Genomic DNA, 23,660 nt, shown 5'->3' on the forward strand with positions numbered 1-23,660 from the left:
CGCAGCAGATGGTCTTTCCAGGGCCAGGGACGGTGAGTCGTTGCGATGTTGTCGTTCGCCGCTTGGAGGAGCAGGGGAGGCTTGGCCTTGCCGGCAATCGAGATGTCCGCTGCTGCTGGCCGAAGCGAACGGCCAGCCAGTCAGAAGTTCTGCCACTGTTCCTTGTTGCTTTGGCATGCGGCTGACGCTTTGGCCGGCTCTGCTGCGGGTGTGCGTGCGTGCTTGACGGATGCCGATGCGCGCGCCGCCGTTGCCGGAGAGACCGCTGCGCGACGCGGCAAAGAAACAGGCGCAGTCGTCGTCGCGGTAGTGCCCAGTTTGAACACGGCCACCGCATCGCTGAGCTGGCCGGCCTGTTCTTCCATCGCACGGGCGGCGGCAGTGGCTTCTTCCACCAGGGCGGCGTTTTGCTGGGTAGCCTCGTCCATCTGGGTGACGGTGAGGTTGACCTGCTCGATCCCCGCAGACTGTTCTTGCGAGGCGGCGGAAATCTCACCCATGATGTCGGTGACGCGCTGCACGCTGGCCACGATCTCGGCCATGGTGGTGCCGGCCTGGTGCACCAGCGAGGAGCCCTGCGCCACCTTGCTCACCGAATCGTCGATCAGGTGCTTGATCTCTTTGGCTGCACCGGCCGAGCGCTGGGCGAGGGTACGCACTTCCGAGGCGACCACGGCAAACCCGCGGCCCTGTTCGCCCGCACGCGCGGCTTCTACCGCTGCGTTCAGCGCCAGGATATTGGTTTGAAACGCGATGCCGTCGATGACGCTGATGATCTCGGCGATCTTCTTCGAAGACACTTCGATGCCGGACATGGTGGTGACCACTTGCGCCACCACCTCGCCGCCATGCGAGGCGACGCTGGCCGCGCCGATTGCGAGCTGGTTGGCCTGGCGCGCGCTTTCGGCGTTCTGCTTGACGGTGGAGGTGAGCTCCTCCATCGATGCGGCGGTTTCTTCCAGGTTGGCCGCCTGTTGTTCGGTGCGCTGCGACAGGTCGTTATTGCCAGCCGCGATTTCGCTGGCAGCCGCATTGATCTGCGTGGCCGAAGTCTGGATGCCGGAAACGATGCCGGTGAGCTGGGCCACGGTGGCATTGGCGTCGTCGCGCATGCGCGCAAACACGCCCTGGAAGTCGCCATCCATGCGCACGGTGAGGTCGCCCTCGGCCAGCGCGCTGAGCAGGCGCGAGATGCGTTCCAGCCCTTGCGCAGTGGTGTCCACCAGGTCGTTGAGCTGGCGGCCGAATTCCAGATAGAAGCCGTGCTTGTCCTGCAGCGCCAACCGCTGAGTGAAGTCGCCCAGCAACGCCGACTGCACCAGGGCGGCCACTTCGTTTTGCACGCTTACCTCGGCGCTGACATTGCGCCACAGCAGCATGCTGCCGCTGCGGCGGCCATCGCCGGCATACAGCGGGGTCATGGTGAGGTCCAGCGTCACCGGGCCGAAGGTGTAGCGCTCGGAGACGGTGGCAGTGAGTTGCTGCAGGCGCTGCGTGCGCGCCTTGCTGTCGGCATCGCTGCCGAACACGTACTCCAACGGCTGGCCGACCACCGCATCGGCGCTGAAGCCGGTCTGGCCCTTGGCGTGGAAGGCGGCTTCGCCGTGTTTTAAGGAGGTGTGCAGCGCCTCGGTGATGAATACCGCGGTGTGGTGTTCGTCGGCCAGCAGCACTTCCATCTCCGAGTGCTCCAGCGCGGTACGGATGCGCAGGTTCTCGTTGGCGATCTGGGTGTCGCGTTCGATGCGCTGGCGCAGATCACTCTGCATGCGCTGCATGGCGCTCAGCAGGCGGCCCACTTCGTCCTGGCGCCGAACGGCGATCTGGTTGTCCAGCTTGCCCGAGGCAATGGCATCGGCCACGCGTGCGGCGGCATCGAGCGGGCGCACCACCTGGCGGCGCAGCAGCGCAAACAACGCGATGCTGAGCACCAGTGCCGAGCCCAGGCCCACCAGCAGAATCGTCCACAGCAGGCGATGCGCCTGCTGCATGATCGTGGCGTACGGCACCACCACGCCCAGTGCGAAGCGTTCCTGCGCCTGGCCGATCTGCAGCGGTACATAGGCGCTCACCGCGCCGTTCTCATCAGGCACGAAATCGACCGCGTCCTTGCCGGCCTTGATGGCATCGAGCACGGCGCGATGACGCGCGTCGGCAAAGGTCTTGCCAATCCGCGCGGTGTCGCGCGAGGCCAGCACAATGCCGCCCGGCGACAGTAGCTCGACATAGCCGCTGTCCATCGGGCGTAGCGCACCCAGCCGCTGCTGCAAGGCAGCCAGCGCGATGTCCACGGTGACCACGCCCAGGAACGTGCCGTCTTGCTGGATCGGCGTGGACAAGGTGGTCATCAGCACGGTCTTGCCGCCGATCTGGTAGTTGTACGGTTCGGCCACGGTCTGGCGGCCAAGTTCGCGCGGCTTGAGGTTCCAGTCGCCCAGGCCCGGGGTGTCGTAATCGGTGAGCGGTTCGCGCACCAGTGACTGGCCGTCGCGTCCCCAGTAGGTCATGAAGCGGCCGCTGGCGTCGTGGCCCTTGGCGCTGACGAAGGCGCTGTCTTTCGCGTCGAAGGCCTGCGCTTCCCACAAGGTGCCCATGCCGACCCACTCGGGATGGTCCTGCAGCTGGTCGTGCACCACCGCCGCGGCGGTGTCGCGGTCGATGCTGTTGTTGGCGCGCTGCACCAGCAACGTGGTGGCCACGGACTTGCCGGTGGTCAGGGCCTGCCCCAGCTCGCTGCCGATCTGCTCGGCCTGATAGCGTGCCGCGTTCTGCATGGTGGCCTGCGCCGAGGCCGTCAACGCGCTGCTGCTTTGCCAGTAGGTGATGGCGGCAGTCAGGCCGAAACACAGCAGTGCCACCACCGCCGTCCCCAGCATCAGACGATAGGCCAGGCTGGCGCCGCGACGTGGGGAAGAGAGCGTAGAGGTCATTGGGCCGATCTGCATGGTGGGGAGAAAAGCCCGCCGTGCCGGCGGGCGTGACACGTCACTCAATAACTGGCCAGCAGGGCGTCGGTGTGCTGTGCGGCGCGTGCGCGCAGCGACGGCACGGTGGCGGTGACGCGGAACGAAGACACCGCATCGTCCAGCTGCTGCGCCTGCTGCTGCATCGCATTGGCCGCAGCGGTGGCTTCTTCCACCAGCGCCGCGTTCTGCTGGGTGCTCTCATCCATCTGGGTGATGGTGAGGTTGACCTGCTCGATGCCGGCGGACTGTTCCTGCGAGGCGGCGGAGATCTCGCCCATGATGTCGGTCACGCGCTGCACCGAAGACACGATGTCGGCCATGGTCTTGCCGGCTTGGTCGACCAGTGCCGCGCCCTGGGTGACCTTGCCCACCGAATCGTCGATGAGGTGCTTGATCTCTTTCGCTGCACCAGCCGAGCGCTGGGCAAGCGTGCGCACTTCCGAGGCGACGACCGCAAACCCACGGCCCTGTTCGCCGGCGCGCGCCGCTTCCACCGCCGCGTTCAAGGCCAGGATGTTGGTCTGGAACGCGATACCGTCGATGACGCTGATGATCTCGGCGATCTTCTTCGACGAGGTCTGGATGCCGGACATGGTGTCCACCACCTGGCTCACGACATGGCCGCCCTGCGAGGCGACACCGGCCGCGCCGATGGCCAGCTGGTTGGCCTGGCGGGCGCTTTCGGCGTTCTGCTTGACGGTGGAGGTGAGTTCCTCCATCGAGGCAGCGGTTTCTTCCAGGTTGGCGGCCTGCTGTTCGGTGCGCTGCGACAGATCGTTGTTGCCGGCGGCGATCTCGCTGGCCGAGCCGGTGATCGACTGTGCAGCCTGCTGGATACGCCCCACGATGCCTGACAACTGCAATGCGGTGGTATTGGCATCGTCACGCATGCGTGCGAACACGCCGTGGAAATCGCCTTCCATGCGCGCGGTGAGGTCGCCTTCGGCCAGTGCGGCCAGCAGCTCGGACAGCTTGCCCAGGTTGCGGTCGCTGACGTCCATCATCGCGTTGAGGTCGTTGATCATGCGCGCGGAGTCGTGCTTGAAGCGGGTTGCATCGCCACGCTGGCTGAAGTCGCCATTGGCCGCGGCCTGCGCCAGGCGCTTGATCTCGGTGTTGATCGCCAACAGGCTGGCCTTGGCCGCGTCCATGGCTTCGTGCAGCACCGCGCGGGTGCCGGGCAGGCGCGTGGCATCGCGCGACAAATCGCCCTGTGCGTATTCGTTGAGGATGCCAACCGCAGCGACGATGGCATCCAGGTGTTCGAAGATCATGGTGTTGATGCCACCGGCCAGTTCGCCGTATACGCCCGGAAAATCGGTCGGCATGCGGTGGCTGATGTCTTCGCCGGCATGCTTGTGCATCATCACCTTGGTCTGCGCGGAGAAGCGCTCCAGCGTGTGCACCATGTCGTCGGTGGCCTTGAGCATCTGGCCGATTTCGTCGTTGCCGTGCTCGGCGGTGCGCACGCTCAAATCGCCGCGTGCCACGCCCTTGATCGCGGCCAATGCGCGCGCCACCGGCTCCAGGATCGAGTTGCCGATCAGCCAGCCCACCAGCAGGTTGACCAGGACCAGCACACCGCCGGCGAAAGCCACGATGCCGGTGAATACCAGCGCCTGCGACTGGGTGTCGTCCAGGTACACGCCGGTGCCGATCACCCAGCCCCACGGCTTGTAGAGCGACGCGTAAGAGGTCTTCTACACCGGGTCCTTTTCACCGGGCTTGGCCCAGGTGTAGTCGACATACCCGCCGCCGGCCTGCGCGGCAGTGACGAAGGCCGGGAAGATGCGCTTGCCGTCCGGGCTCAGCACATCGTTCAGCGGCTTGCCGTTGAGGTCGGGGCGGGTGGGGTGCATCAGCATCACCGGCGCCTGGTCGGTGACGTAGATGTAATCCACGCCGCCGCGCGCGCGCATGGTGGAGAGCGTCGCCAGTGCGCGGCTCTTGGCGGTGTCCACGTCCATCTCGCCCTTTTCGGCGCGTTCCTGGTAGCCGTTGACCACCGCCATGGCCATCTCGATCTGGCTCTTGAGGCCATCGCGACGGGTGTCGGTGAGATCCACGTATTGCATGCGCGCGGCGATCACCGCCAACGCAATGATGCCCAGCGCCACCAGCGCCGTCTGGGCGAGGAACTTGCGCTTGAGCGGTACGTTGGCCAGCGTTTTTGCAATCGTGGTCTTGAACGTCATGACGGGTATCCAACTAGGGAATGTGTGACAGGCTTAAGTCGAATAGCGACCAGATCGCAGAAATGTTGAGCGCGACTTGACACTCAATGTGCTAGCGCATTACGCATTCAGCGGCTGCGGGGTGCCAAACGGCCGGCGGTGCACCAATCGATTGCACGCAGCGCACTGAACGTCGGCGCCGTGGCGGCCTCGGCCCTGGGAGGTGTGCAACACACTGGGCGTCGCGTTGGCATCGCTGGGTGACCTGCGTGCTGCCGCGGGGAATGTGATGAGTGGGCAACGCAACGCACTGAACCCGGCGCGCGTTCGCGTCATCAGGCGCTGGACGACCGGTGCACGCATGCCAGGGCTGGCTACTGCAGACACTAATCTCGGAGCAGCCGTCTCGTGACGCACTGACGTCTTCGTGCGGCTGCTGCACGGCTGCTGGATTTCTCAGCGAAGTCACGCGTTACCCACTTGGCAAGCAGTCGCTGCCAGTGGCGCGCGACATCTCTGACCTACGCGTCTGATCTACGAGGCGAGGACGATCGGCAGGGCTAAAGGTGGCGCCGCCTGCGCTTTTGTTGATCGCAAGTCCTGCCGTGTGGTCGGCAACACCGTGAATCCATCGCTGGTTACGCTGCGCAACCGCGCACGTGCTTCGAGCAAACGCTGGCGTGGATCGGCAATGAGCATTGCATGCATTGCGATGGCAGGGCCGCGCGCGACGCGCCGCGGCCTTGCCGCGACCTCAACGGCGCGGCGTGCTGCTCACGCTGGCGACCGACTGCTGCAGGCTCTGCAGTTCGGTCCACAGCAGGTGCCGCGTGTCGCCGGCATAGCCCAGCGACAACGCCTGGGCAGCATGCAGATCGCCATCGTGCAGGGCGCGATTGGCTTGCCGGTGTTGCGCCAGGTACTGGCCCAGTTGCTGCTGCACACGCGCGAACTGCTGCGCCTGTTCGCCTTGCGGCACGGTGGCCTGGACGTAGCCTGCGTGGCGCGCGATGCGTTGACGCAGATTGCCCAGGCGTTCGTCGTAGGCGTCGATGCGGGCTGGGTCGTGCGCGGCTGCGAGCTGTGCACGCTGCGTGTTGCGCAGTTGCACCAGGTCGATCGCCAGCGACTGCAGCGCGCCCACCGGGACGTTGTCCAGCAACACCGATGCCGGCGCCGCCGGCGTTGCCAGTGACGGCGGCAACGACACGCAGGCCGCCAGCATGGCCACGCCGAGCGCGCAGCCCAACAGGTGGTGCGCAGAACGAATGGACTTGGTGGTGTGCATGCGGGCTTCTCGACGTGGTGCGGGCCAGACAGCCCTCATTGCGGTATGTATCGGCCGCAGGAGGGTGTGCTTGATCACCTTTCGACCAACGGCGGGGTCGAGGAATACCGGCTGCCGGGGCGCGGACCATCGTCCGGTGGCCGCCACATAGCAAAACGCCCCGACAGGATCGGGGCGTTTTGAGCTGCGCTGACACTCCCGTCCTGGCGACGGCCAGGCAGTTGCGCGGTTACCGCTTAGAACTCGTGCCAGCTTGAGTCCCCAGCGGCAGCCGTTACGGCGGCCACCGGACGTGCGGCAGCACGCGGCTTGGCAGATGCGGGCTTTGTGCTCGCAGCCTGCTTGCTGGCCGGCGCCTTGCCGGCAACACGCGTGGCCGTGGGCAGGCTGGCAACCGCCACCGGTGCACTCTGCTGCTGCAGCTTGAAGATCGACACCGCATCGGACAACTGGCCGGCCTGTTCTTCCATCGAACGCGCAGCCGCAGTGGCTTCTTCGACCAAAGCGGCGTTTTGCTGGGTGGCTTCGTCCATCTGGGTGACGGTGAGGTTGACCTGCTCGATGCCGGACGACTGCTCCTGCGAGGCGGCGGAGATCTCGCCCATGATGTCGGTCACACGCTGCACGCTGGCGACGATCTCGGCCATGGTGGTACCGGCCTGGTCCACCAGCACCGAGCCTTCGGCCACCTTGCTCACCGAATCGTCGATCAACTCCTTGATCTCCTTCGCCGCGCCGGCCGAGCGCTGGGCCAGGGTGCGCACCTCGCTGGCCACCACCGCAAAGCCGCGGCCCTGATCGCCGGCACGCGCCGCTTCCACGGCCGCATTCAAGGCCAGGATATTGGTCTGGAACGCAATGCCGTCGATGACGCTGATGATCTCGGCAATCTTCTTCGAAGAGCCCTGGATGTCGGCCATGGTGGTGACCACCTTGGCGACGACTTCGCCACCTTGCGAGGCCACGGCCGCGGCGCCGATGGCGAGCTGATTGGCCTGGCTGGCGTGCTCGGCGTTCTGCTTCACCGTGGAAGTGAGTTCTTCCATCGAGGCGGCGGTTTCTTCCAGATTGGCCGCTTGCTGCTCGGTGCGCTGCGACAGGTCGTTATTGCCGGCAGCGATTTCGCCGGCAGCGGTGTCGATCGCGCTGGTAGCCAGCTGGATACGCCCGACGATGGCGGACAACTGTTCGGTGGTGGCATTGGCGTTGTCGCGCATCTGCGCGAACACGCCGTGGAACTGGCCGTGCATGCGCTCTGTCAGATCGCCGGCGGCAATGGCTTGCAGCACCTTGGACAACGCACCGAGGTTGCCATCGGCAGTGGCCATCAACTGGTTGAGGCTTTCCACCATCGCCAGAAAATCATGCTGAAACCGCTGCGTGTCGCCGCGTACGCTGAAGTCGCCATTGGCGGCCGCCTGCGCGAGCAGCTGGATCTGGCTGTTCATCGCCGAGAGGTTGCGCTTGACCGCATCCATGGTGTCGCTGAGCACGGCCTTCTCGCCGGGCAGGCGGTCCATGTCCTGGCTCATGTCGCCGATGGCATAGCGCGACATGATCTGCGCCAGTTTCATCTTGACTTCGATATGCGAAGCGACCAGTGCATTGGTATCGCGCACCATGCTGCCGTACTCGCCGGGAAACGCCGCCTGATCCATGCGGAAGCTGATCTGGCCGGCGTCGTGCCGGCGCGCCATGTCCTGCTGCGCGGCTGCTACCGCCTTGAGCTGATCCTGCATGCCGCGCATGCTGGTCAACAATTGGCCAGGTTCGTCGCCCGGTTGCGGGCCGATCGGGTTATCCAGCTTGCCGTGCGCGATGGCCTCGGCCACCTGCGTGGCCTGCTTGAGCGGACGCACCAGGCTGCGCGAAATCAGCCACGCCAACGCGGCGGCCAGGCCGGCCGCGAGCAGGCCGAAGGCGATCAATGCACGGTTTGCCAGCGCAACGCTGCTCAAAATGGTGTCGGCACCGGCGGCATTCTGCTGGTTCTGCAATTCCACCGCGGCGGCAATCGCCTTGGAGCGACGCTCAAGCAATGGCTGCGCCTGGCCGCTGAGCAGCCGCTTTGCACCCTCCAGGTCGCCAGCGCGCACCAGGTCGAGCAGGCGGCCGTTGGTGGCGCGTGCAGCGGTGAGGCTGTATTCGATGGCCTGCCGTGCGCGCATGCCGTCGCTGTTGGTTGGTAGTTGTTTCAACGCCGCCCACAGCTGCGCGTAATGTGCGCGATTGGCCTTGAGCTGCGCATCGACGGCCGGCAGCTGTTGCGGGCTTGCCAGCATAAAGTCGCGCAGATAACGCTCGCCGAGCATGTTGCTCTCGCGCATTTGGTTGAGCAGCGCCGCCTTGCGGTTATTGACTTCGACGATGATCGCGACCTGGTGTTTGACAGTCTTGAACTCGTACAGCGCCAGGGTGGTGGAGCCGGCAAGTAAGACGATCAGCAACGCGAATGCCGACGCCAGGCGTCGCCCGACGGTCATGGAATGCAGAAATTTCATGGTGTTTCTCTAAGGGAAGGGTGAAAAGAGATACACCGGTAGCGTTCGCCAGCTGAAATTCTGAAGCGTCTTGCTGCAGTGCAGCATGCTTGCGTTCATGGTTTCACTTCGGCAAGGCAAGCGTTGCCGAGCGATGCATCGCGCACTCATGCTGGCTGCGATGCGTGACCTGCCCTGATGGAGACCGCGATGCTTACGCGTGAGTGTCGATAAGAGCGCACACGCGCAAACAAAAGCCCCGACATCGCTGCCGGGGCTTGAGCGTATTGGCCGCTTTGGAAGCGGCGCTACACAGACGATCCGGACAAAGGGCCAGGATCTACCGTCGGTCGTCGTGGGCCGAACGGGTGTTACGGATGCCGGCAGTCCCCAGACTGCCAGCGATCGCTCCGGCGCACATCGTGCAGCGATGGCGTGGTGGAGCCTTACTGCCGCGGCATCCACGCCGCGGCGACTGCATTACGCGGCTTGCGGCACCTTCAGCGAGCGCACCAGGCCACCGATGTCCACGATCAGCGAGACGCGACCATCGCCGAGGATGGTGGCGCCGGAGACGCCCGGAATCCGCCGGTAGTTGTTCTCGATGTTCTTGACCACCACCTGCTGCTGGCCGAGCAGTTCGTCCACTTCCAGCGCGATCTTCTGGCCGTCGCCTTCGACCACCACCACCAGCGATTCCTTGGAGGACTGTTGTCCGCCGAAACCGTAGTAATTGGTGAGCGACAGGATCGGCAGATACTCGCCCCGGACCCGCAGCACCCGGCCGTCACCGGCCATCGAGCGAACATCTTCCGGCGCCGGCTGCAGCGCTTCGAGCACGTAGGACAGCGGCAGGATCAGGGTTTCGCCGGCAACCGACACGGTCATGCCGTCCAGGATGGCCAGGGTCAGCGGCAGACGGATCAGCACGCGGGTCCCGCTGCCGGCGTTGCTTTCCAGCTGCACTTCGCCACCCAGGCCCTGGATGTTGCGGCGGACCACGTCCATGCCCACGCCACGACCGGAGAGGTCGGTGACGGCATCGGCGGTGGAGAAGCCCGGTGCGAAGATCAGATCCCACACCTGCGAATCAGTCGGGTTGTCCGGCACGGCAATGCCGCGTTCGGCCGCTTTTTCCAGGATCTTGGCGCGATTGAGGCCACGGCCGTCGTCGCTGACTTCGATCACGATGTGACCGCCCTGGTGCGATGCCGCCAGGGTGATGGTGCCGGTTTCGTCCTTGCCGGAGGCGCGGCGCGCATCGGGCATTTCCAGACCATGGTCGATCGAGTTGCGCACCAGGTGCACCAACGGATCGGCAATCTTTTCGATCAGGCCCTTGTCCAGTTCCGTGCTTTCGCCAATCGTGCGCAGACGCACCTGCTTGCCGAGGCGGCTGGAGAGGTCGCGCACCAGACGCGGGAAGCGGCGGAACACCGCGTCCACCGGGAGCATGCGCACGCCAATGACTGCTTCCTGCAGATCGCGGGTATTGCGTTCGAGCAGATCCAGGCCGGCAAACAACTGTTCGGCATGCGCCGGGTCCAGGCCGGTGGAGACCTGCTTGAGCATGGCCTGCGTGATCACCAGTTCGCCGACCAGGTTGATCAGCGCATCGACCTTGTCGACGCTGACGCGGATGGAGCTTTCGGCTTCGGCAGCGGCGGCCTTGGCAGGCGTGGCGGCAGCGGCGGCAGCAGGTTCTGCAGCGGCGGTTGTCGCAACCGCGACGGCAGCAGTGCCAGCCGCTTCCACCGCCAGGCTCGGCGGCGGGCCGGGCACCGCCATCGGGCGGATGTCCAGCTCGCAGTCGTCCACGACCCAGGCAAAGGTGTCTTCGATCTTGCTGCGCGGAATCTTGCCGATCAGGCCCAGATCCCAGGCCAGGTAGGCTTCCAGCGGGTCGATGTTCTCAAAGCCCGGCATGCGCTCCAGACGCGCGGCGATCTGCAGCGGGCCAAGATGCTCCAGCTCGCGGATGATGCGCAGCGGGTCGTTGCCGCTCATGAACAGCGACGGCGCCGGGGTGAAGCCGATGTGCCAGGCTTCGGGTTCTTCTTCCTTCGGCTTGGCGACGACCACGGCGGCCGGCGCTTCGCCGGCGAGCACCGCGTTCAAGCGGGTGTGCACGGCCTTGACCGCTGCCGGGTCGGCCGGGGTGCCGTGTTCGGCTTCGCGCAACAGGGCGCGCAGCACGTCGACCGAGCCGAGCATGGCGTCGACCGCATTGGGTTCGAGTTGGCGCTTGTTGGAGCGCAGCTCGTCCAGCAGCGTTTCCAGCACGTGGGTCAGGCCGGCGACGGCTTCAAAGCCGAAGGTGGCCGCACCGCCCTTGATGGAGTGCGCGGCGCGGAACACCGAGTTGATGATTTCCGGGTCGCGGTTTCCCTCTTCCAGGGACAGCAGCCCGGCCTCCATCGCGTCGAGCCCTTCACGGCTTTCCTCGAAAAAGGTGGCGTGGAAACGTTGCAGGTCCATGCTCATGGGCGTGAAATCCGATCGTGAAACGAGGAAGGGTTAACCCAGGACTTTCTGGACGGTGGCAATCAGCTGTTCGGGATTGAACGGCTTGACCAGCCAACCGGTCGCGCCGGCCGCCTTGCCTTCGGATTTCTTGTCGGCTGCCGACTCGGTGGTCAGCATCAGCATGGGCGTGAACTTGTAGTCCGGCAGCTGGCGCAGTTCGCGGATCAGCGAGATGCCGTCCATGTTGGGCATGTTCACGTCGGTCACCACCGCATTGAAGCGCTGGCCCTTCGCGCGGCCCAGCGCCACGGCGCCGTCTTCGGCTTCTTCGACGGCAAAGCCGGCAGAGGTGAGGGCGAAAGAGACCATCTGGCGCATCGACGCCGAATCGTCCACCACCAAGATACGTGCGCTCATGCGGCGTTCTCCACAGATTTCAGGTTGTCATTGGATGCGGAAAGTCCGAGCGCGTCAGTGACGCCGAGCAGACGGGCCGCATCTCTAAAAGTGTCGTTGCAGCCATCGAATTCGGTCTGCAGCCCCGCACTGCGGCGGGCCTGCACGAAAGCGCAGAGCAGCTGCACGCTTGCGGTGTGGATGCGCCGGACTTCGCCGGCGTCAAGCACCAGCTCGCCGTCCTGCGTCAGGACTGCAGCCAGTTTTTGCTTGAGGTCGGCGCTGGTCTCGATGCCGAGATCCTCACCCAATATCACTGTGCTCATTGTTGCTCCGAACGGATGGTTCTATGCGTACTAACGGCGGCGGGCGGGAAAGCTTTAACGTTGAATCGGCGCATTGGTGCGCGGCACCATGCGCGCATTAATGCAGCAGGTGGGTGGCGTCGAGCAGGATCATCGGGTGATGGCCCAGGCGCGCCACGCCACGGAACAGGTTGTTGGAAATGCGGCACAGGCGGGCGTTGTCCGGCGGCTCGATCTGGTGATCGGTGAGGCTGGTGACGTCTTCCACCGCCGACACGCGCAGGCCCATGGTTTCGCCGTTCTCTTCCAGCACCACCACGCGGGTGTGCAGGTCCATGTCCACCGGCGATGAGCCCAGGTGTATGCCCAGGTCGATCACCGGCACCACCTGGCCACGCAGGTTCATGATGCCGAGCATGGCGCTGGGCGTACCGCGCAGCGGCAGCAGCGGCACCGGCAATACCACTTCCTGCACCTTGAGCAGTTCCAGCGCATAGGTTTGTTCGCCGCAGCGCAGACGCAGCCAGCGCGTACTGCGCTCGCTGGCACGGCGCTCGGCGTGGATATGTTCGGCCTGGCCCGGTGCCAGCAGTGCCTGCAGGCCCTGCGGGTAGACCGGTGCCGGCGCAGCACGCGCGGGTGCCGGTGCCGGACGTGCAGGTGCGGGGACGGGGACGGCCACCGGCGCGGCGTCCAGCCCGAAAGCCGGGTCCGAATCCAGTTCTGCCAGCAGGTCGGCGGCGATCATGTCCGCGCTGGGTTCTGCGCTGGCGAATGCCGGGTCGGCATCCATCTCGGCCATCAGATCTGCAGTGCTCATGAATGGGCTGGGCGCGGCCGTGGCAAAGGCGGGGTCCGCATCCATCTCGGCGAGGAAATCCGCCGCGATATCTGCGGCGCTCGGTGCAGCCACCACCGGCGGGCCGAAGGCGGGGTCGGCATCCATTTCGGCCAGGAAATCGGCGGCGATGTCGGCGGCACTGGGTGCCACCACGCGCGGCGCGAAGGCCGGGTCGGCATCCATCTCGGCCAGGAAATCCGCCGCGATGTCGTCGGCGCTCGGCGCGGCAATCACTGGCGGGCCGAACGCCGGGTCGGCGTCCATTTCGGCGAGAAAATCGGCGGCGATCGCTTCGGCGCTGAGCACCGGGGCGCTCACCTGCGGTGCTGCAGTGGCCTGCACGGGCGGTTCCGCCAGTGCCAGGTCATCGGCCTGCGCGAGGTCTGCCTCGGCAGCCACTGGCGCTGCGCTGGCGACGGCGGTGACCGTGGCCACGTCGATCTCGACGCCGGCATCGTGCAGCAGGCCTTCCAGATAATCGTCCAGCTCACCATTGGCGGTGTGGTTGCTCATGCCGCTTGCTCCATCCGCATCGCGTCATCGGCCAGCACCCATTCCAGCGCGCGGCGATACGCGGACAAGCCGCGGCCCTGGTAATCGATGGTGGTGGCCGGCACGGTGAGGGCGGCGGCGTTGCAGATGCGTGTATCCATCGGCACCGCGTCTTCCCACACCACCGGGCCGTAGGTGGTCTGCATTTCTTTCAGCGTTTCGTTGCCGGCGCGGGTGCGGCGGTCGAACAGGGTGGGCAGGATCGACACCGGCAAGTCGCGGCGGCGCGAGCGCTGCACCATGTCGGCGGTGCGCACCATGCTGGCCAGGCCGTGCAAGGCGAGCGGTTCGGCCTGGGTCGGCACCACCACGCGGTCGCAGGCGGCCAGCGCGTTGATCATCAACAGGCCCAGCGTGGGCGGGCAGTCGAGCAGGATGTAGTCGTGCTGGCCGGCATGCCGGGCCATGGCGTTCTGCAGGGCCAGGCCCAGGCCAGGCTGGTTGGCGCTGCGGCGCTCCAGCGTGGCCAGGGCAGCCTGTGCGCACACGTAGGACAGGCCGGGGATGGCGCTTTCGTGCGCCAGGCTGGCCAGGTCGCTCGGCGGGGTGCCGAACAGGTCCAGCACGCCGCGCGGCGGCGGGTCCACGGCCACGCCGAACGCGCGGGTGAGTGACGAGTGCGGATCGAGGTCGATCAACAGCACCCGGTGCCCGAGCGCGGCCAGGCCGCGACCCAGTGCCAGCGTCGTGGTGGTCTTGCCCACGCCGCCCTTTTGGTTGGCGATTGCCCAGATACGCATCTCAGTGCACTCCTTCAATTACGGCGGGGACGGAACTTGTGCCGCTTTCGGTGGTGACGGCCGTTTGGCCGCCGTCAGACTTGGGAAGCTTCGGCGCCCCGGCGGCGGTCGCATGGATCTGCGATGGCGGATCGGGTGCGAGTGAGCCAGCCGAGTCAGCGAGGATGATCAACACCACACGCCGGTTCGCATTCCGTCCCGCCTCGGTGCTGTTATCGGCACGTGCGCGGAATTCTCCATAGCCAACCATCGCCAATCGTTGCGGGGCGACGCCTTCATCGGCGAACAGGTGCACCACGCTGGCGGCACGCGCGGCCGACAGTTCCCAGTTGGAGGGGAACTGCGCGGTGGCGATGGGCTGGTTGTCGGTATAGCCCTCCACGCGCACGCCGTTGGGTGCATCGCGCAACACTGCCGCCAGGGTGGACAGGGTGCCGCGCGCGCTCCCGGCCAGCAGCGCAGAGCCGGTGACGAACAGGATGTCGCTGTTGATCTCCACCTCGATCCACAGATCGCGGCGGCGGATGGTGATGAGTTGCTTGTCGATCAGCGGCGACAGGGTCTTGTTCAACTGCTGCGCCACCGCATCCATCTGCCGCTGCGCGCGCGCCAGCTGCGCCTGATTGCGCAGCGACACCGGCATGCGCATCTGCGCGGCCATCGACGGCAGGATGGTGGGGTCGGTAGGCCCGTTGGAGGCGGCCATCGGCGCGCCGGCCTTGATCACCGAAGGGCGGTCGTAGTCGGCGCCCAGGCTCTGGGTGTTGCCCAGCTGCACGGGGCTTGCAGCCTTGGACGAGCCACCGAAGGCGGTGGTCAGCGCCTGCGCCATCACCTTGTACTTGCCTTCGTTGAGCGAGGAGATGGCGTACATGACCACGAAGAACGCCAGCAGCAGCGTCATCAGATCGGCATACGGAATCGCCCACGCTTCGTGGTTGCCATGTTCTTCGTGATGTTTGCGACGGCGGGCCATGGGGGGGCTAATGCAAGTAGCCTGCCAATTTCGACTCGATGTTGCGCGGGTTCTCGCCCTGGGCGATCGCGATCAAGCCTTCGATCGCCATTTCGCGCTCGTTGGTGCTGCAATGGATGACGCTCTTGAGCTTGGCGGCCACCGGCAGGAACAGCAGGTTGGCCGAGGCGATGCCGTAGATGGTGGCGGTGAACGCGGCAGCGATGCCGTGGCCGAGCATGGACGGGTCGGCCAGGTTCTTCATCACCGCCATCAGGCCCAGCACCGCGCCGATGATGCCCAGCGTGGGCGCGTAGATGCCCATGCCTTCGAACACCTTGGCGGCGGCAAGATCCTGGCGCTCCTGGTTGTCCACTTCGATCTCGAGCATATGCCGCATGGATTCGGGCTCCACGCCATCGACCAGCATCTGCAGGCCTTTGCGCAGGAACGCGTCGTCCTGGCGCGGGAGCTGGTCTTCCAGGCCCAGCAGGCCCTGACGACGGGCGATGTTGCTCCATTCGACGATGCGCGCCAGCAGCTGCGGGCCGTCGCTGGCCGGCGGCTGGATCACCCAGCGCACAATCTTGAAGGCGCGCCGGAAAACTGCCGGGGAGGTGTGCAGCAAAATCGCCGCCACGGTACCGACGATCACAATCAGGAAGGCAGCCGGCGACCACAGCGACGAAATCCCGGCGCCTTTCAACACGCTGCCGCCTACGATCGCCACGATCGCAAGCACCAGTCCAATGAGGCTGAGTCTGTCCATGGAAGCGGTATCGGCCCAGGCCGGGCGGACTTGATAGATGCGCGCGGTCCAGTGCGCCAGAAAGTTGTCGTTCTGGGGGATGGTCTTCAATTGCCGACTGCGCTGAGAGCGGTAGCGCGGCGGGGGACCGGTCTCTCGGTCGTCAAAGGTCTCGATGAACTCAGTGGTGCCTCAGGTCAGCCCTTGCGTTACCGAGGCGGACATAGAAGACACGACCGACGCGGCACTCAAGCCGATCTCCCGCCGGGAGAGGGGTTGGGGTGAGGGTACGTCCAGGCGCGGACTGTCGATTGTAGGTTTCGGTGAGGGGCGCCATGCGGCCGGGAATCGAATCCTCGGCGCGACAGGCATTGCTTATGGCGCGTCATCACGGCACATCCCTGTGATGGCGATAGCAGCCAAGCGGCGTGCGGTTGCCATGTGCTGGAGTGTGCCAACGCGCATGTCGATCCTGCTTCTAGCTGAGCTCGGTTGCAAATGATGGAGAGAGTGCAGGGGGTTCGGTGAGCCGCTTGCGCCTGGTTGCGGGCGAGGGCGTTTGGCGGGCCGCGATCAAGTTGCTGCAGCAGGCAGGCTCTACCGTGCCGCGTGCACGCCTGGCGAGCCCGGCCGCCATCGTGGCGCTTGCAACGCCGCGGGCCTGCTGCGCGGCAGAATGCGCTGGCGCATGAGCTGTGCTACTTAGGCGTCCACTGCATTAGAACGATCTAATCGCATCCGCGCAGAGGGGGAGAGAACAGCAGGGAAACCGGACGCCGCAATGGTGCCGGATATTTTTGCATGACTTCGCGCGGTGTTCTTGTCCGGTCGTTGGATGGATACAAAGCCGCCGAGGCCGATCAATCTTTGGGAGAGCACGATCGAAATGAACTGCATGCCATTCGCACGCAACCACAGCACGCTGTCCGCCGGTATCGCCATCGCCTTGTTCGCGAGCGCCGCCTCCACCAGCGTCTCCGCCCAGCAGGCCGACGGCACGCCGGCGCCCACGGGCCAGGCCGAGGTGCAGGCCACGGACCTGGACGCGGTGACGGTGACCGGCTACCGCTACGCGATCGAAAAAAGTCTGGAGCAAAAGCGCAACGCCAACGCCGTGGTCGATGTGATCACCGCCGAGGACGTGGGCAAGTTCCCCGACAAGAACGTGGCCGATGCGCTGCAGCGCGTGCCCGGCGTGGTCATCAGCCGCGACGGCGGCGAAGGCAAGAACGTCAGCGTGCGCGGCCTGTCCTCGGAGCTGGTGCTGACCGAATTGAACGGCAACTACATTGCCACCGCCGAGTCCAACGGCGACCCGACGCGCTCGTTCAACTACACGCTGCTGCCGTCGAACCTGCTCGGCAGCGCAGAGCTGTACAAGACCCCGGAAGCACGCATCGACGAAGGCGGCATTGGCGGCACGGTGATCCTGCAGACGCGGCGCCCGCTGGAACTGGAACCCAATTCCGGCTTCGTCTCCGCCGAGGGCACCTGGTCGGATACCAGCAAGAAGACCGACGGCCAGTTCTCCGGTTCGTACTCTTGGCACGACCAGGACAACCGCTTCGGTGTCTTCGTTGGCTACACGCAGCAGAAGCGCACCGCACGCACGCTCAATGCCAGTACCGAGAGCTGGCAGTGGTACGGCCGCGACGAAGGTGGCCCGGCGGTCGACGTGAACGGAAATCCGTCGGACTTCAACGCCAACTGGTGGGGCGGTACCGGTTTCTGGAACCAGGACGGCAATTACTCCACCGGTTTCATGATGCCGACGGCGGTCAGCCTGGACGCCAAACGCGAGGAGCGCGAGCGCAAGGGCGGGCAACTGACTTTGCAGTTCAAGCCCACCGACGACCTGACGCTGACCGCGAACTACTTCCGCTTCGACCTGTCGCAGGACTCGCAGACCAATACCATCAAGATTCCCGAGTGGAACATTGCCCGCTATAACGGCGACGGCAACTGGCGCGGCGGCCGCCTGCTTGACGGGCTGCAGTTCGATCCCAGCGGCACGATTGTCACTGGCGCCGCCTACAGTCTGCGTCCGGGCAAGACCTACTATTGCAGCGAGGCCCAGGCTGCCGCGGCCGGCCTGCCGCCGGGCGGCTGGGGCTCGGATGACTGCACCGTGCCGACGCCACAGATCACCGGCAGCTACAACATCGAGAAATCGCAGTCGCAGACGGTGGACCTGGGCGGCGAATGGCGTGGCGAGCAGGTGGACGTGGCGTTCAAGGTCGGCCGCACCTGGGCCAAGGGCGGGCCGGAGCTGCAGTTCTCCCTGCCGATCAAGCCGCGCCTGCAGAACGCCGATGGCAGCTGGACCAACGGCAACTTCGCCAGCGCCTGGGACCTGACCGGCACGCCGTCCATGACGTTCTCGCCGCAGCTGATGCAGAACCTGCGCGACGGCATCCTGCAGGTCGACCTGGGCTCGACCGGTTCGTCCTGGACCCGCAACACCAATCAGCAGCAGTACGCGCAGATCGATACCACCTGGCATTTCGACGGCGAGGTCTTCGACTCGCTGCAGTTCGGCATTAAACGTCGCGACGGCGGCATCCACCGCAGTACCGGCAACAACTACTGGGTGTGCCCGGGCACCGACCCAAGCGACTACGACAACCGCTACTGGAACGGGCGCTGCAATGCCATCGCCACGCAGTTCTCGCCGGGCCTGCTGTTCGCGCAGGACAACCTGGCCGGTGGCGTCAACGCCAGCGCGTTCCCGGCGATCAACTTCCCGGGCTACATCGGCTACTTGAATCAAACCTACGGCGCGATGCAGACCCGCAGCGAAGACAATTTCGTCTACAACGTCGACGAGGAGATCTACTCCAGCTACCTGCAACTCAACTTCCACACCGAGCGGCTGCGCGGCAACGTCGGCGTGCGGGTGGCGCGCACCGGCCAGCGTGCCGATTCCACCGACAAGGTGACCGCCTACAACGACTACTTTTTCGACGCCGCCGACGGCAATCCGCTGGCCTGCCAGCAGGGCGCCGCCATGCCCAGCGGCGCCCCGGCCGACACCTATTGCGGAACCGAAGGCTACTGGCGTTTGTCCGACAGCGTGCAACGCACCGAGTCGTTCGTCATCAGCGGGCTGGACCGCAACTACACCGACGTGTTGCCGAGTTTCAACCTGGCCTACGACCTGACCGAGAACCTGCTGCTGCGCGCGGCAGCCGCGAAGGTGATCGCACGTCCCAGCTACAACGATATTGCCGCGCCTGGAAGCCTGGAGTTCTACAGCCCCGAGTACGTGGCCGACCGGCGCCTGACCGGCGGTGCTAGCGAGCAGGGCTGGTACGGCTCGGGCAGCAACAAGAACCTGGAGCCGTACAAGGCCAACCAGTTCGACCTGGGGCTGGAATGGTATTTCCACCCGGGTTCGGTGGCCGGTCTGGGACTGTTCCGCAAGAATGTGGAGAACTTCGCGGTCGACGTGATCAGCGACGTCAACATGATGGTCGACGGGCAACCGGTCACGGTGCAGAACTACAGCACCCAGGCCGGCGGCCAGGACGCGGTCTCGCAGGGTGTGGAGCTCTACGCGCAGCACACGCTGCCATTCGGTCTCGGGGTGCAGTTCAACTACACCTACAACGATGCCAGCAAGGCGGCGGTGCGGCTGGAGGACGGCACCGAGGCCGGCAAGACCTCCATGCCGGGCAGCGCCAGAAACCAGACCAACCTCACCGTGTTCTACGAAGCCGACAGCCTGCTGCTGCGCGCCTCGTACAACCGTCGCGGCGAGCTGGTGCAAGGCCTGGTCAACGGGTTGAACGTCTTCGAGGAGCCGTACTACCAGATCGATCTGAACGCGGCATACAACATCACCCCGGCACTCAGCCTCACCGCCTCGGTGCTGAACCTGACCAAGCAGGAGTCCCGCTCGGACCTTGGCGACGACACCCGCGCCCGCTTCTATACCGGCGGATACGCAGGCCGGCTGGCGTACCTGGGGCTGACCTACAAGTTCTAGGCCCTGGTGGGTCGCGCCCATGCCTGCCACATGGCGGTATGGGCGCGATGGTTTGGCGACGGCCGGGTTGCAGTGGAAGTGAACCTGGAATCGTTATTTCTACACCCTAATGGATACTTCCCTGGCCGCCTGGTGTGTATCCGCAACGGGGCGCGGGGTCACGACCGGGCGATAGGTGCGCGATCCGGCTAGGGTCGGCTTATCATCCACGTTTCAAGGTCGAACAGTACATACAGGGGAAAACATGAAAAGGATGTTCGCGATGGCCGCGCTTGTGGGGTGCGGCAGTCTGTCGGCAGCGCCGTTGCCGCTCACCACTCCGTGCACATTGGAAGAGGGATCAACCCTCCCGATCAATTTTGCAGGTCACGACACGGTGGCGGTCTACAGCGCCTTGAAGTCGATACCGGCCAAGGACGAGTTTGAGACTGCGGCGGATCACGCCTCACGTGTCAAAAGCGCTGTCGCTGCACTCCCAACGGCCATCGCCACGGGACAACTGTGCGCGGGAAGCATGGTGATCAACCCATTGTTTGACTCGTGGAAGTACAACGCAGAGAAACGCCAGTACGAGGGGACGGATCTGTACATCCAGATGCATCGTGTCAGTGGCTACTACGCACCGATCTACGGCAAAGAGACGAAGCGCCGCGAAAGCTCGTACATGGGAACCAACGCCTATGGTGTGACCGCGCGCGTACCCAAGGTTGAGCGAACCACATACCAGGTTGCACTGCCTCGCAACGCGCTCACCGATGCGGCGTCTGACGTTCCTGGCTTGAATGTGGGCAAAGAGACGATTGCGGCCATTCTTCCTATGGAGCCTGACGATGCGCGCGCGCATAAAGGGCGCCTTACGGAAATCTACCAGTACGAAGTTGTTCCGCCCCTCATTTCGCAGGACACCGAGCGGGAATACCCGACCTTTGATCTGCCGACGCATTACGAGAACGAGCAGCACTTCATTGAAGGGCGCTTGATAAAAATTGCGGTGGTTGATGTCAAGACGGGCACCGTCCTTAAGGTGTACGAACTGGGCAACGATCAGTGACGTTCAAGCTCGTGGACGTGGAAGAGTTGATCGCACAGGCCAAGATGTCTGGCGTGAGCAAGATCAGCGTGGATGTCCCATTGCTTGCGTCCTACTCCCAAGAGGCGTGTATTTCGCAAACGCAGTGGATGGCCGGCCCTCACTTCAACAAGAACTACGCGTGGCTGCACGTGGACGCAGAGGGCGTGCCGTTTTACGCCGGGTATGGTCGCGGGGCGTTTGCGTGGCAGAAGAACGGTGGCGTAGCCTGGGAATGGTTTGTTCGTGAGCGGCTGGGCGGAGAGTACCGCGTGGTGGTGTTGGCCGTTGGCATGTCGGAGGCTCACGCCCAAAGCATTTTTGAACAGATGTTGGAGACCTACAACAAACGGCTGCTCAATCAATCAAGCTTCAACCGAGGCATGGACTACGCGGCGCTCAAGGAAGAGAACGATAAAAAAGACGCCATCCGACCGTATTACCCAATCGTACGCAGCAAAAAGCCAGCTGCAATGATCTTCCAAGCCGCACTGACGGCCCAGAATATGCAGTACGCCCTCAACCCCTACCGGACCGAAACAGGCCGGTTTGGGGAGGTCTTGCGGGATATGGACGCATACCAGCCTATCAATACGTCGTTCATTACGTTCATTGTTGAGTGGCACATTGGACAGGACGACCTGGATGGAGCACGGGAGGCGTTGGCCGAGTTCAAGCGTCGTGCGCCCCGGCACAACGGCCACGATAGAATTACTCGGCTCGATAAGCTTGTTGAACATGGGCGTTTCTACCGTCGCCCAGGCTGGCTTGATATAACATAAGAGCTGGGGGAAATAACGGTTCCAGGTTCAGTTCCACGGCAGCCTGACCGTCGCCAAACTATCGCGACCGTGCCTGCGCGCGTAGCGGCATAGATCGGCAGCGATGTTGGTAGTGAAACGACAACGGCCGCAGAACCGTGATGGGGTCAGGTGCACTTATCAGGCGACGGCGTTCGGCTTGCGTGGCCCTTATGTAACTGCGCCAGCGGCGCACACAGCCGCGCGAGACCCGCCAGCGTGTATTGACACGCCAGACCGTGTACTTGCAATCTAGTCCCAAGGAGCGTCGAAACTCCTCTAGTAGCGGTACCCACCTCCGTCAAACCGGTGGGTTTTTTGTGCCTGCATCCCGCAGGTACAAGCCGACGCAATGCCTGTGTCGGGAGGGCGGCTAATACAACACCCGCAAGGGGAATATGCCCGCCGGCTACTAGCGGTTTCGAACCTCCCGACATCCCGTCGCCGTTGGCGGCGGTTCTTGGGTTGTTCCAGGAGGGCGTTGCCATGTCTACCGCACCATCCATGCCGGCATCTGTGCCGGTTGATCTGTTGCCAGCTTCCGCTCACCGCCTGCGGTGGGATGTTGGCGAGGTGCTGCGCCGGCTCGTCGCACGCGCAGCTGTTGAGCAGGCGAGCGACGATGCCGCGCATTCGCTGAGTCGCCAGCTCGGTGTATTGCCGCACACCTCGCGCCGCCGGTTCGCACGCAAGGCCGTGGCGTTGCAGCAGCATTTCGCCGCATCCATCATCCGCCATCACCCGGAGGCGCCATGACACGCCGCCGCCCACCCAAGGCATCTGCCAACGCACGGCCCACCCGCACGCGTACGCGCCCCGCGCCGCCCAAGCGGGTGCAGTGGGTCGTTGTGGAACCCGACCGCACCAAGCTGCCACCGATGCTACCACCCGACCCGGACGCCTCCTCGCAAGGCCCCGGCACGCTACGCGCACCCCGCCGCGCCCGCCGCCCGCGCCAATGCACCGTCAGCTACACCCATTACCCCGGCGCCCACGACCACGCCGGCGACCAGCACGTGCCCCACGTCCGTCTCAGCGGCCTATGGCTGGAACACTTGGGCTTTGCCATCGGCACCAAGCTGCGCATCACCGCCGGCGCGGGGCAGTTGTTGATGGAGGTGTTGCCGCTGGTGGAGGTGCCGGCCAAGGCGCGCAGCGTGCGGCGATGATGCTGCGGCTGCCAGACCCCTTGCGATTGACCTCGGTGCCGGATGCCACTAGCGTCGCAGCCACACCAGCGCACAACGGACGCTTCATGATCGCGCGCCCCCTCTACGCCTTGCTCGCCAGCCTCGCTCTGGGCGCATGCGCCCACACGGCGGCCACCCCAGCCTCGGCAACCGTCACGGAGACATCTGCCATGAGTTCCCCAGCCGATCACGTACCTGCAGATCCTTCCAAAGGTGGACCACGTACCGCGCAGGAAGCATTGGAGCGGGTACTGGAGCTGATTCGCACAAGCGCCAGTATTGAATCGTTCACTTCCGACCATGTGTCTCGAGCAATGGGCCAGTCGGCACAGCATCGCGATGATGGGTCCGGGCGGTTCGGTGCCAGCGGAGTGCTGACCCGAAACTGGAACTACGGGTTTGGTGTCAACAAAACCGAAGTAAAGGGTGCATGGTTCGAGTTCCTGTTCCTGCCTAACCCGCCAGAAGCATCTCCCTCTATGTCGGATATCTGCCAGATCGACTTTGAGGCATTTGCGGCGCATCTCGAGAAAATGGGTTTTTCGCGACAGCGCAACCTTGTCGAGGATGGACGATGGATGAGCGATATTTTTCAACGCCCAGGGATGCGCGTAGAGCTCTTCCCGCGTGGCGAGGCTGACGAACCTTTAGCGCGCACCACTCATCAGTGCGTCGAGTGGGTTCAAATTCGGTAGTCCAAGG

16 protein-coding genes and 1 pseudogene are annotated in these 23,660 nt (G+C 64.7%); 6 read left to right on the top strand and 11 right to left on the bottom strand.

From position 1 onward, the window contains the following. Nucleotides 1-140 precede the first annotated feature (140 nt). From XCC_RS09785 to XCC_RS09835, 11 genes and pseudogenes are all read right to left on the bottom strand, one after another. Nucleotides 141-2,930 carry a methyl-accepting chemotaxis protein gene (locus tag XCC_RS09785; RefSeq protein WP_164923332.1) on the bottom strand — a complete coding sequence of 930 codons (2,790 nt, stop codon included), beginning with the start codon at nt 2,928-2,930 and terminating at the stop codon, nt 141-143. A 59-nt stretch (nt 2,931-2,989) separates the two neighbouring features. After that, nucleotides 2,990-5,161 (bottom strand): annotated as a pseudogene (locus XCC_RS09790) (methyl-accepting chemotaxis protein). A gap of 733 nt (nt 5,162-5,894) precedes the next feature. Further along, nucleotides 5,895-6,428 (bottom strand): hypothetical protein, encoded by a 534-nt coding sequence (locus XCC_RS09795; protein WP_011037052.1) that lies wholly within the window; start codon nt 6,426-6,428, stop codon nt 5,895-5,897. Nucleotides 6,429-6,664: 236 nt separating this feature from the next. Beyond that, nucleotides 6,665-8,929, bottom strand: a complete 2,265-nt coding sequence (locus XCC_RS09800) for a methyl-accepting chemotaxis protein (RefSeq protein ID WP_011037053.1) — start codon at nt 8,927-8,929, stop codon at nt 6,665-6,667. A gap of 459 nt (nt 8,930-9,388) precedes the next feature. After that, complete coding sequence (locus XCC_RS09805) at nt 9,389-11,392, bottom strand: chemotaxis protein CheA (protein WP_011037054.1); 2,004 nt, start codon at nt 11,390-11,392, stop codon at nt 9,389-9,391. Between the two features lie 33 nt (nt 11,393-11,425). Continuing rightward, nucleotides 11,426-11,791: a response regulator gene (locus XCC_RS09810; protein WP_002806565.1), complete on the bottom strand. Its 366-nt coding sequence runs from the start codon at nt 11,789-11,791 to the stop codon at nt 11,426-11,428. Beyond that, complete coding sequence (locus tag XCC_RS09815) at nt 11,788-12,096, bottom strand: STAS domain-containing protein (RefSeq protein ID WP_011037055.1); 309 nt, start codon at nt 12,094-12,096, stop codon at nt 11,788-11,790. Before XCC_RS09815 ends, XCC_RS09810 begins: the two co-directional genes overlap by 4 nt. Nucleotides 12,097-12,193: 97 nt before the next feature. Next, nucleotides 12,194-13,429, bottom strand: a complete 1,236-nt coding sequence (locus XCC_RS09820; RefSeq protein WP_011037056.1) for a chemotaxis protein CheW — start codon at nt 13,427-13,429, stop codon at nt 12,194-12,196. Continuing rightward, nucleotides 13,426-14,208, bottom strand: a complete 783-nt coding sequence (locus XCC_RS09825) for a ParA family protein (RefSeq protein ID WP_011037057.1) — start codon at nt 14,206-14,208, stop codon at nt 13,426-13,428. The genes XCC_RS09820 and XCC_RS09825 overlap by 4 nt, the downstream gene beginning before the upstream one ends. Before the next feature lies 1 nt (nt 14,209). Beyond that, nucleotides 14,210-15,184 (bottom strand): flagellar motor protein MotD, encoded by a 975-nt coding sequence (gene motD, locus XCC_RS09830; RefSeq protein ID WP_011037058.1) that lies wholly within the window; start codon nt 15,182-15,184, stop codon nt 14,210-14,212. Nucleotides 15,185-15,191: 7 nt separating this feature from the next. Next, nucleotides 15,192-15,932, bottom strand: a complete 741-nt coding sequence (locus XCC_RS09835) for a flagellar motor protein (RefSeq protein ID WP_011037059.1) — start codon at nt 15,930-15,932, stop codon at nt 15,192-15,194. Between the two features lie 865 nt (nt 15,933-16,797). On the opposite strand from XCC_RS09835, the gene XCC_RS09840 reads away from it, so the two are divergent. The 6 genes from XCC_RS09840 (at nt 16,798) to XCC_RS22410 (ending at nt 23,653) form a co-directional block, all read left to right on the top strand. Next, nucleotides 16,798-19,899 carry a TonB-dependent receptor gene (locus XCC_RS09840; RefSeq protein ID WP_164923333.1) on the top strand — a complete coding sequence of 1,034 codons (3,102 nt, stop codon included), beginning with the start codon at nt 16,798-16,800 and terminating at the stop codon, nt 19,897-19,899. Nucleotides 19,900-20,143: 244 nt separating this feature from the next. Next, nucleotides 20,144-20,950, top strand: coding sequence for a hypothetical protein (locus XCC_RS09845; protein WP_162866379.1), 807 nt, complete (start codon nt 20,144-20,146; stop codon nt 20,948-20,950). Further along, entirely contained in the window at nt 20,947-21,750 is an 804-nt protein-coding gene (locus XCC_RS09850) for a hypothetical protein (RefSeq protein ID WP_011037062.1), read from the top strand. The genes XCC_RS09845 and XCC_RS09850 overlap by 4 nt, the downstream gene beginning before the upstream one ends. Nucleotides 21,751-22,233: 483 nt before the next feature. Continuing rightward, nucleotides 22,234-22,524 (top strand): hypothetical protein, encoded by a 291-nt coding sequence (locus XCC_RS09855; RefSeq protein WP_228442242.1) that lies wholly within the window; start codon nt 22,234-22,236, stop codon nt 22,522-22,524. Next, a complete protein-coding gene (locus tag XCC_RS09860; protein WP_011037064.1) occupies nt 22,521-22,937 on the top strand; it encodes a SymE family type I addiction module toxin in 417 nt (138 codons plus the stop codon). Before XCC_RS09855 ends, XCC_RS09860 begins: the two co-directional genes overlap by 4 nt. An 86-nt stretch (nt 22,938-23,023) precedes the next feature. Further along, on the top strand, nt 23,024-23,653 hold the full coding sequence (locus tag XCC_RS22410) for a hypothetical protein (protein ID WP_011037065.1): 630 nt from the start codon (nt 23,024-23,026) through the stop codon (nt 23,651-23,653). Nucleotides 23,654-23,660: the final 7 nt, after the last annotated feature.

Origin of the sequence: Xanthomonas campestris pv. campestris str. ATCC 33913 (assembly GCF_000007145.1) — a bacterium.
Taxonomy (GTDB): Bacteria; Pseudomonadota; Gammaproteobacteria; order Xanthomonadales; family Xanthomonadaceae; genus Xanthomonas; species Xanthomonas campestris.

What these genes read in the sequence shown, in the direction of transcription:
- motD (WP_011037058.1), bottom strand. Translation starts at nt 15,184, where the DNA reads ATGGCCCGCCGTCGCAAACATCACGAAGAACATGGCAACCACGAAGCG.
- XCC_RS09785 (WP_164923332.1), bottom strand. Translation starts at nt 2,930, where the DNA reads ATGACCTCTACGCTCTCTTCCCCACGTCGCGGCGCCAGCCTGGCCTAT.
- XCC_RS22410 (WP_011037065.1), top strand. Translation starts at nt 23,024, where the DNA reads ATGATCGCGCGCCCCCTCTACGCCTTGCTCGCCAGCCTCGCTCTGGGC.
- XCC_RS09815 (WP_011037055.1), bottom strand. Translation starts at nt 12,096, where the DNA reads ATGAGCACAGTGATATTGGGTGAGGATCTCGGCATCGAGACCAGCGCC.
- XCC_RS09835 (WP_011037059.1), bottom strand. Translation starts at nt 15,932, where the DNA reads ATGGACAGACTCAGCCTCATTGGACTGGTGCTTGCGATCGTGGCGATC.
- XCC_RS09845 (WP_162866379.1), top strand. Translation starts at nt 20,144, where the DNA reads ATGAAAAGGATGTTCGCGATGGCCGCGCTTGTGGGGTGCGGCAGTCTG.
- XCC_RS09800 (WP_011037053.1), bottom strand. Translation starts at nt 8,929, where the DNA reads ATGAAATTTCTGCATTCCATGACCGTCGGGCGACGCCTGGCGTCGGCA.
- XCC_RS09810 (WP_002806565.1), bottom strand. Translation starts at nt 11,791, where the DNA reads ATGAGCGCACGTATCTTGGTGGTGGACGATTCGGCGTCGATGCGCCAG.
- XCC_RS09825 (WP_011037057.1), bottom strand. Translation starts at nt 14,208, where the DNA reads ATGCGTATCTGGGCAATCGCCAACCAAAAGGGCGGCGTGGGCAAGACC.
- XCC_RS09795 (WP_011037052.1), bottom strand. Translation starts at nt 6,428, where the DNA reads ATGCACACCACCAAGTCCATTCGTTCTGCGCACCACCTGTTGGGCTGC.
- XCC_RS09860 (WP_011037064.1), top strand. Translation starts at nt 22,521, where the DNA reads ATGACACGCCGCCGCCCACCCAAGGCATCTGCCAACGCACGGCCCACC.
- XCC_RS09805 (WP_011037054.1), bottom strand. Translation starts at nt 11,392, where the DNA reads ATGAGCATGGACCTGCAACGTTTCCACGCCACCTTTTTCGAGGAAAGC.
- XCC_RS09820 (WP_011037056.1), bottom strand. Translation starts at nt 13,429, where the DNA reads ATGAGCAACCACACCGCCAATGGTGAGCTGGACGATTATCTGGAAGGC.
- XCC_RS09840 (WP_164923333.1), top strand. Translation starts at nt 16,798, where the DNA reads ATGAACTGCATGCCATTCGCACGCAACCACAGCACGCTGTCCGCCGGT.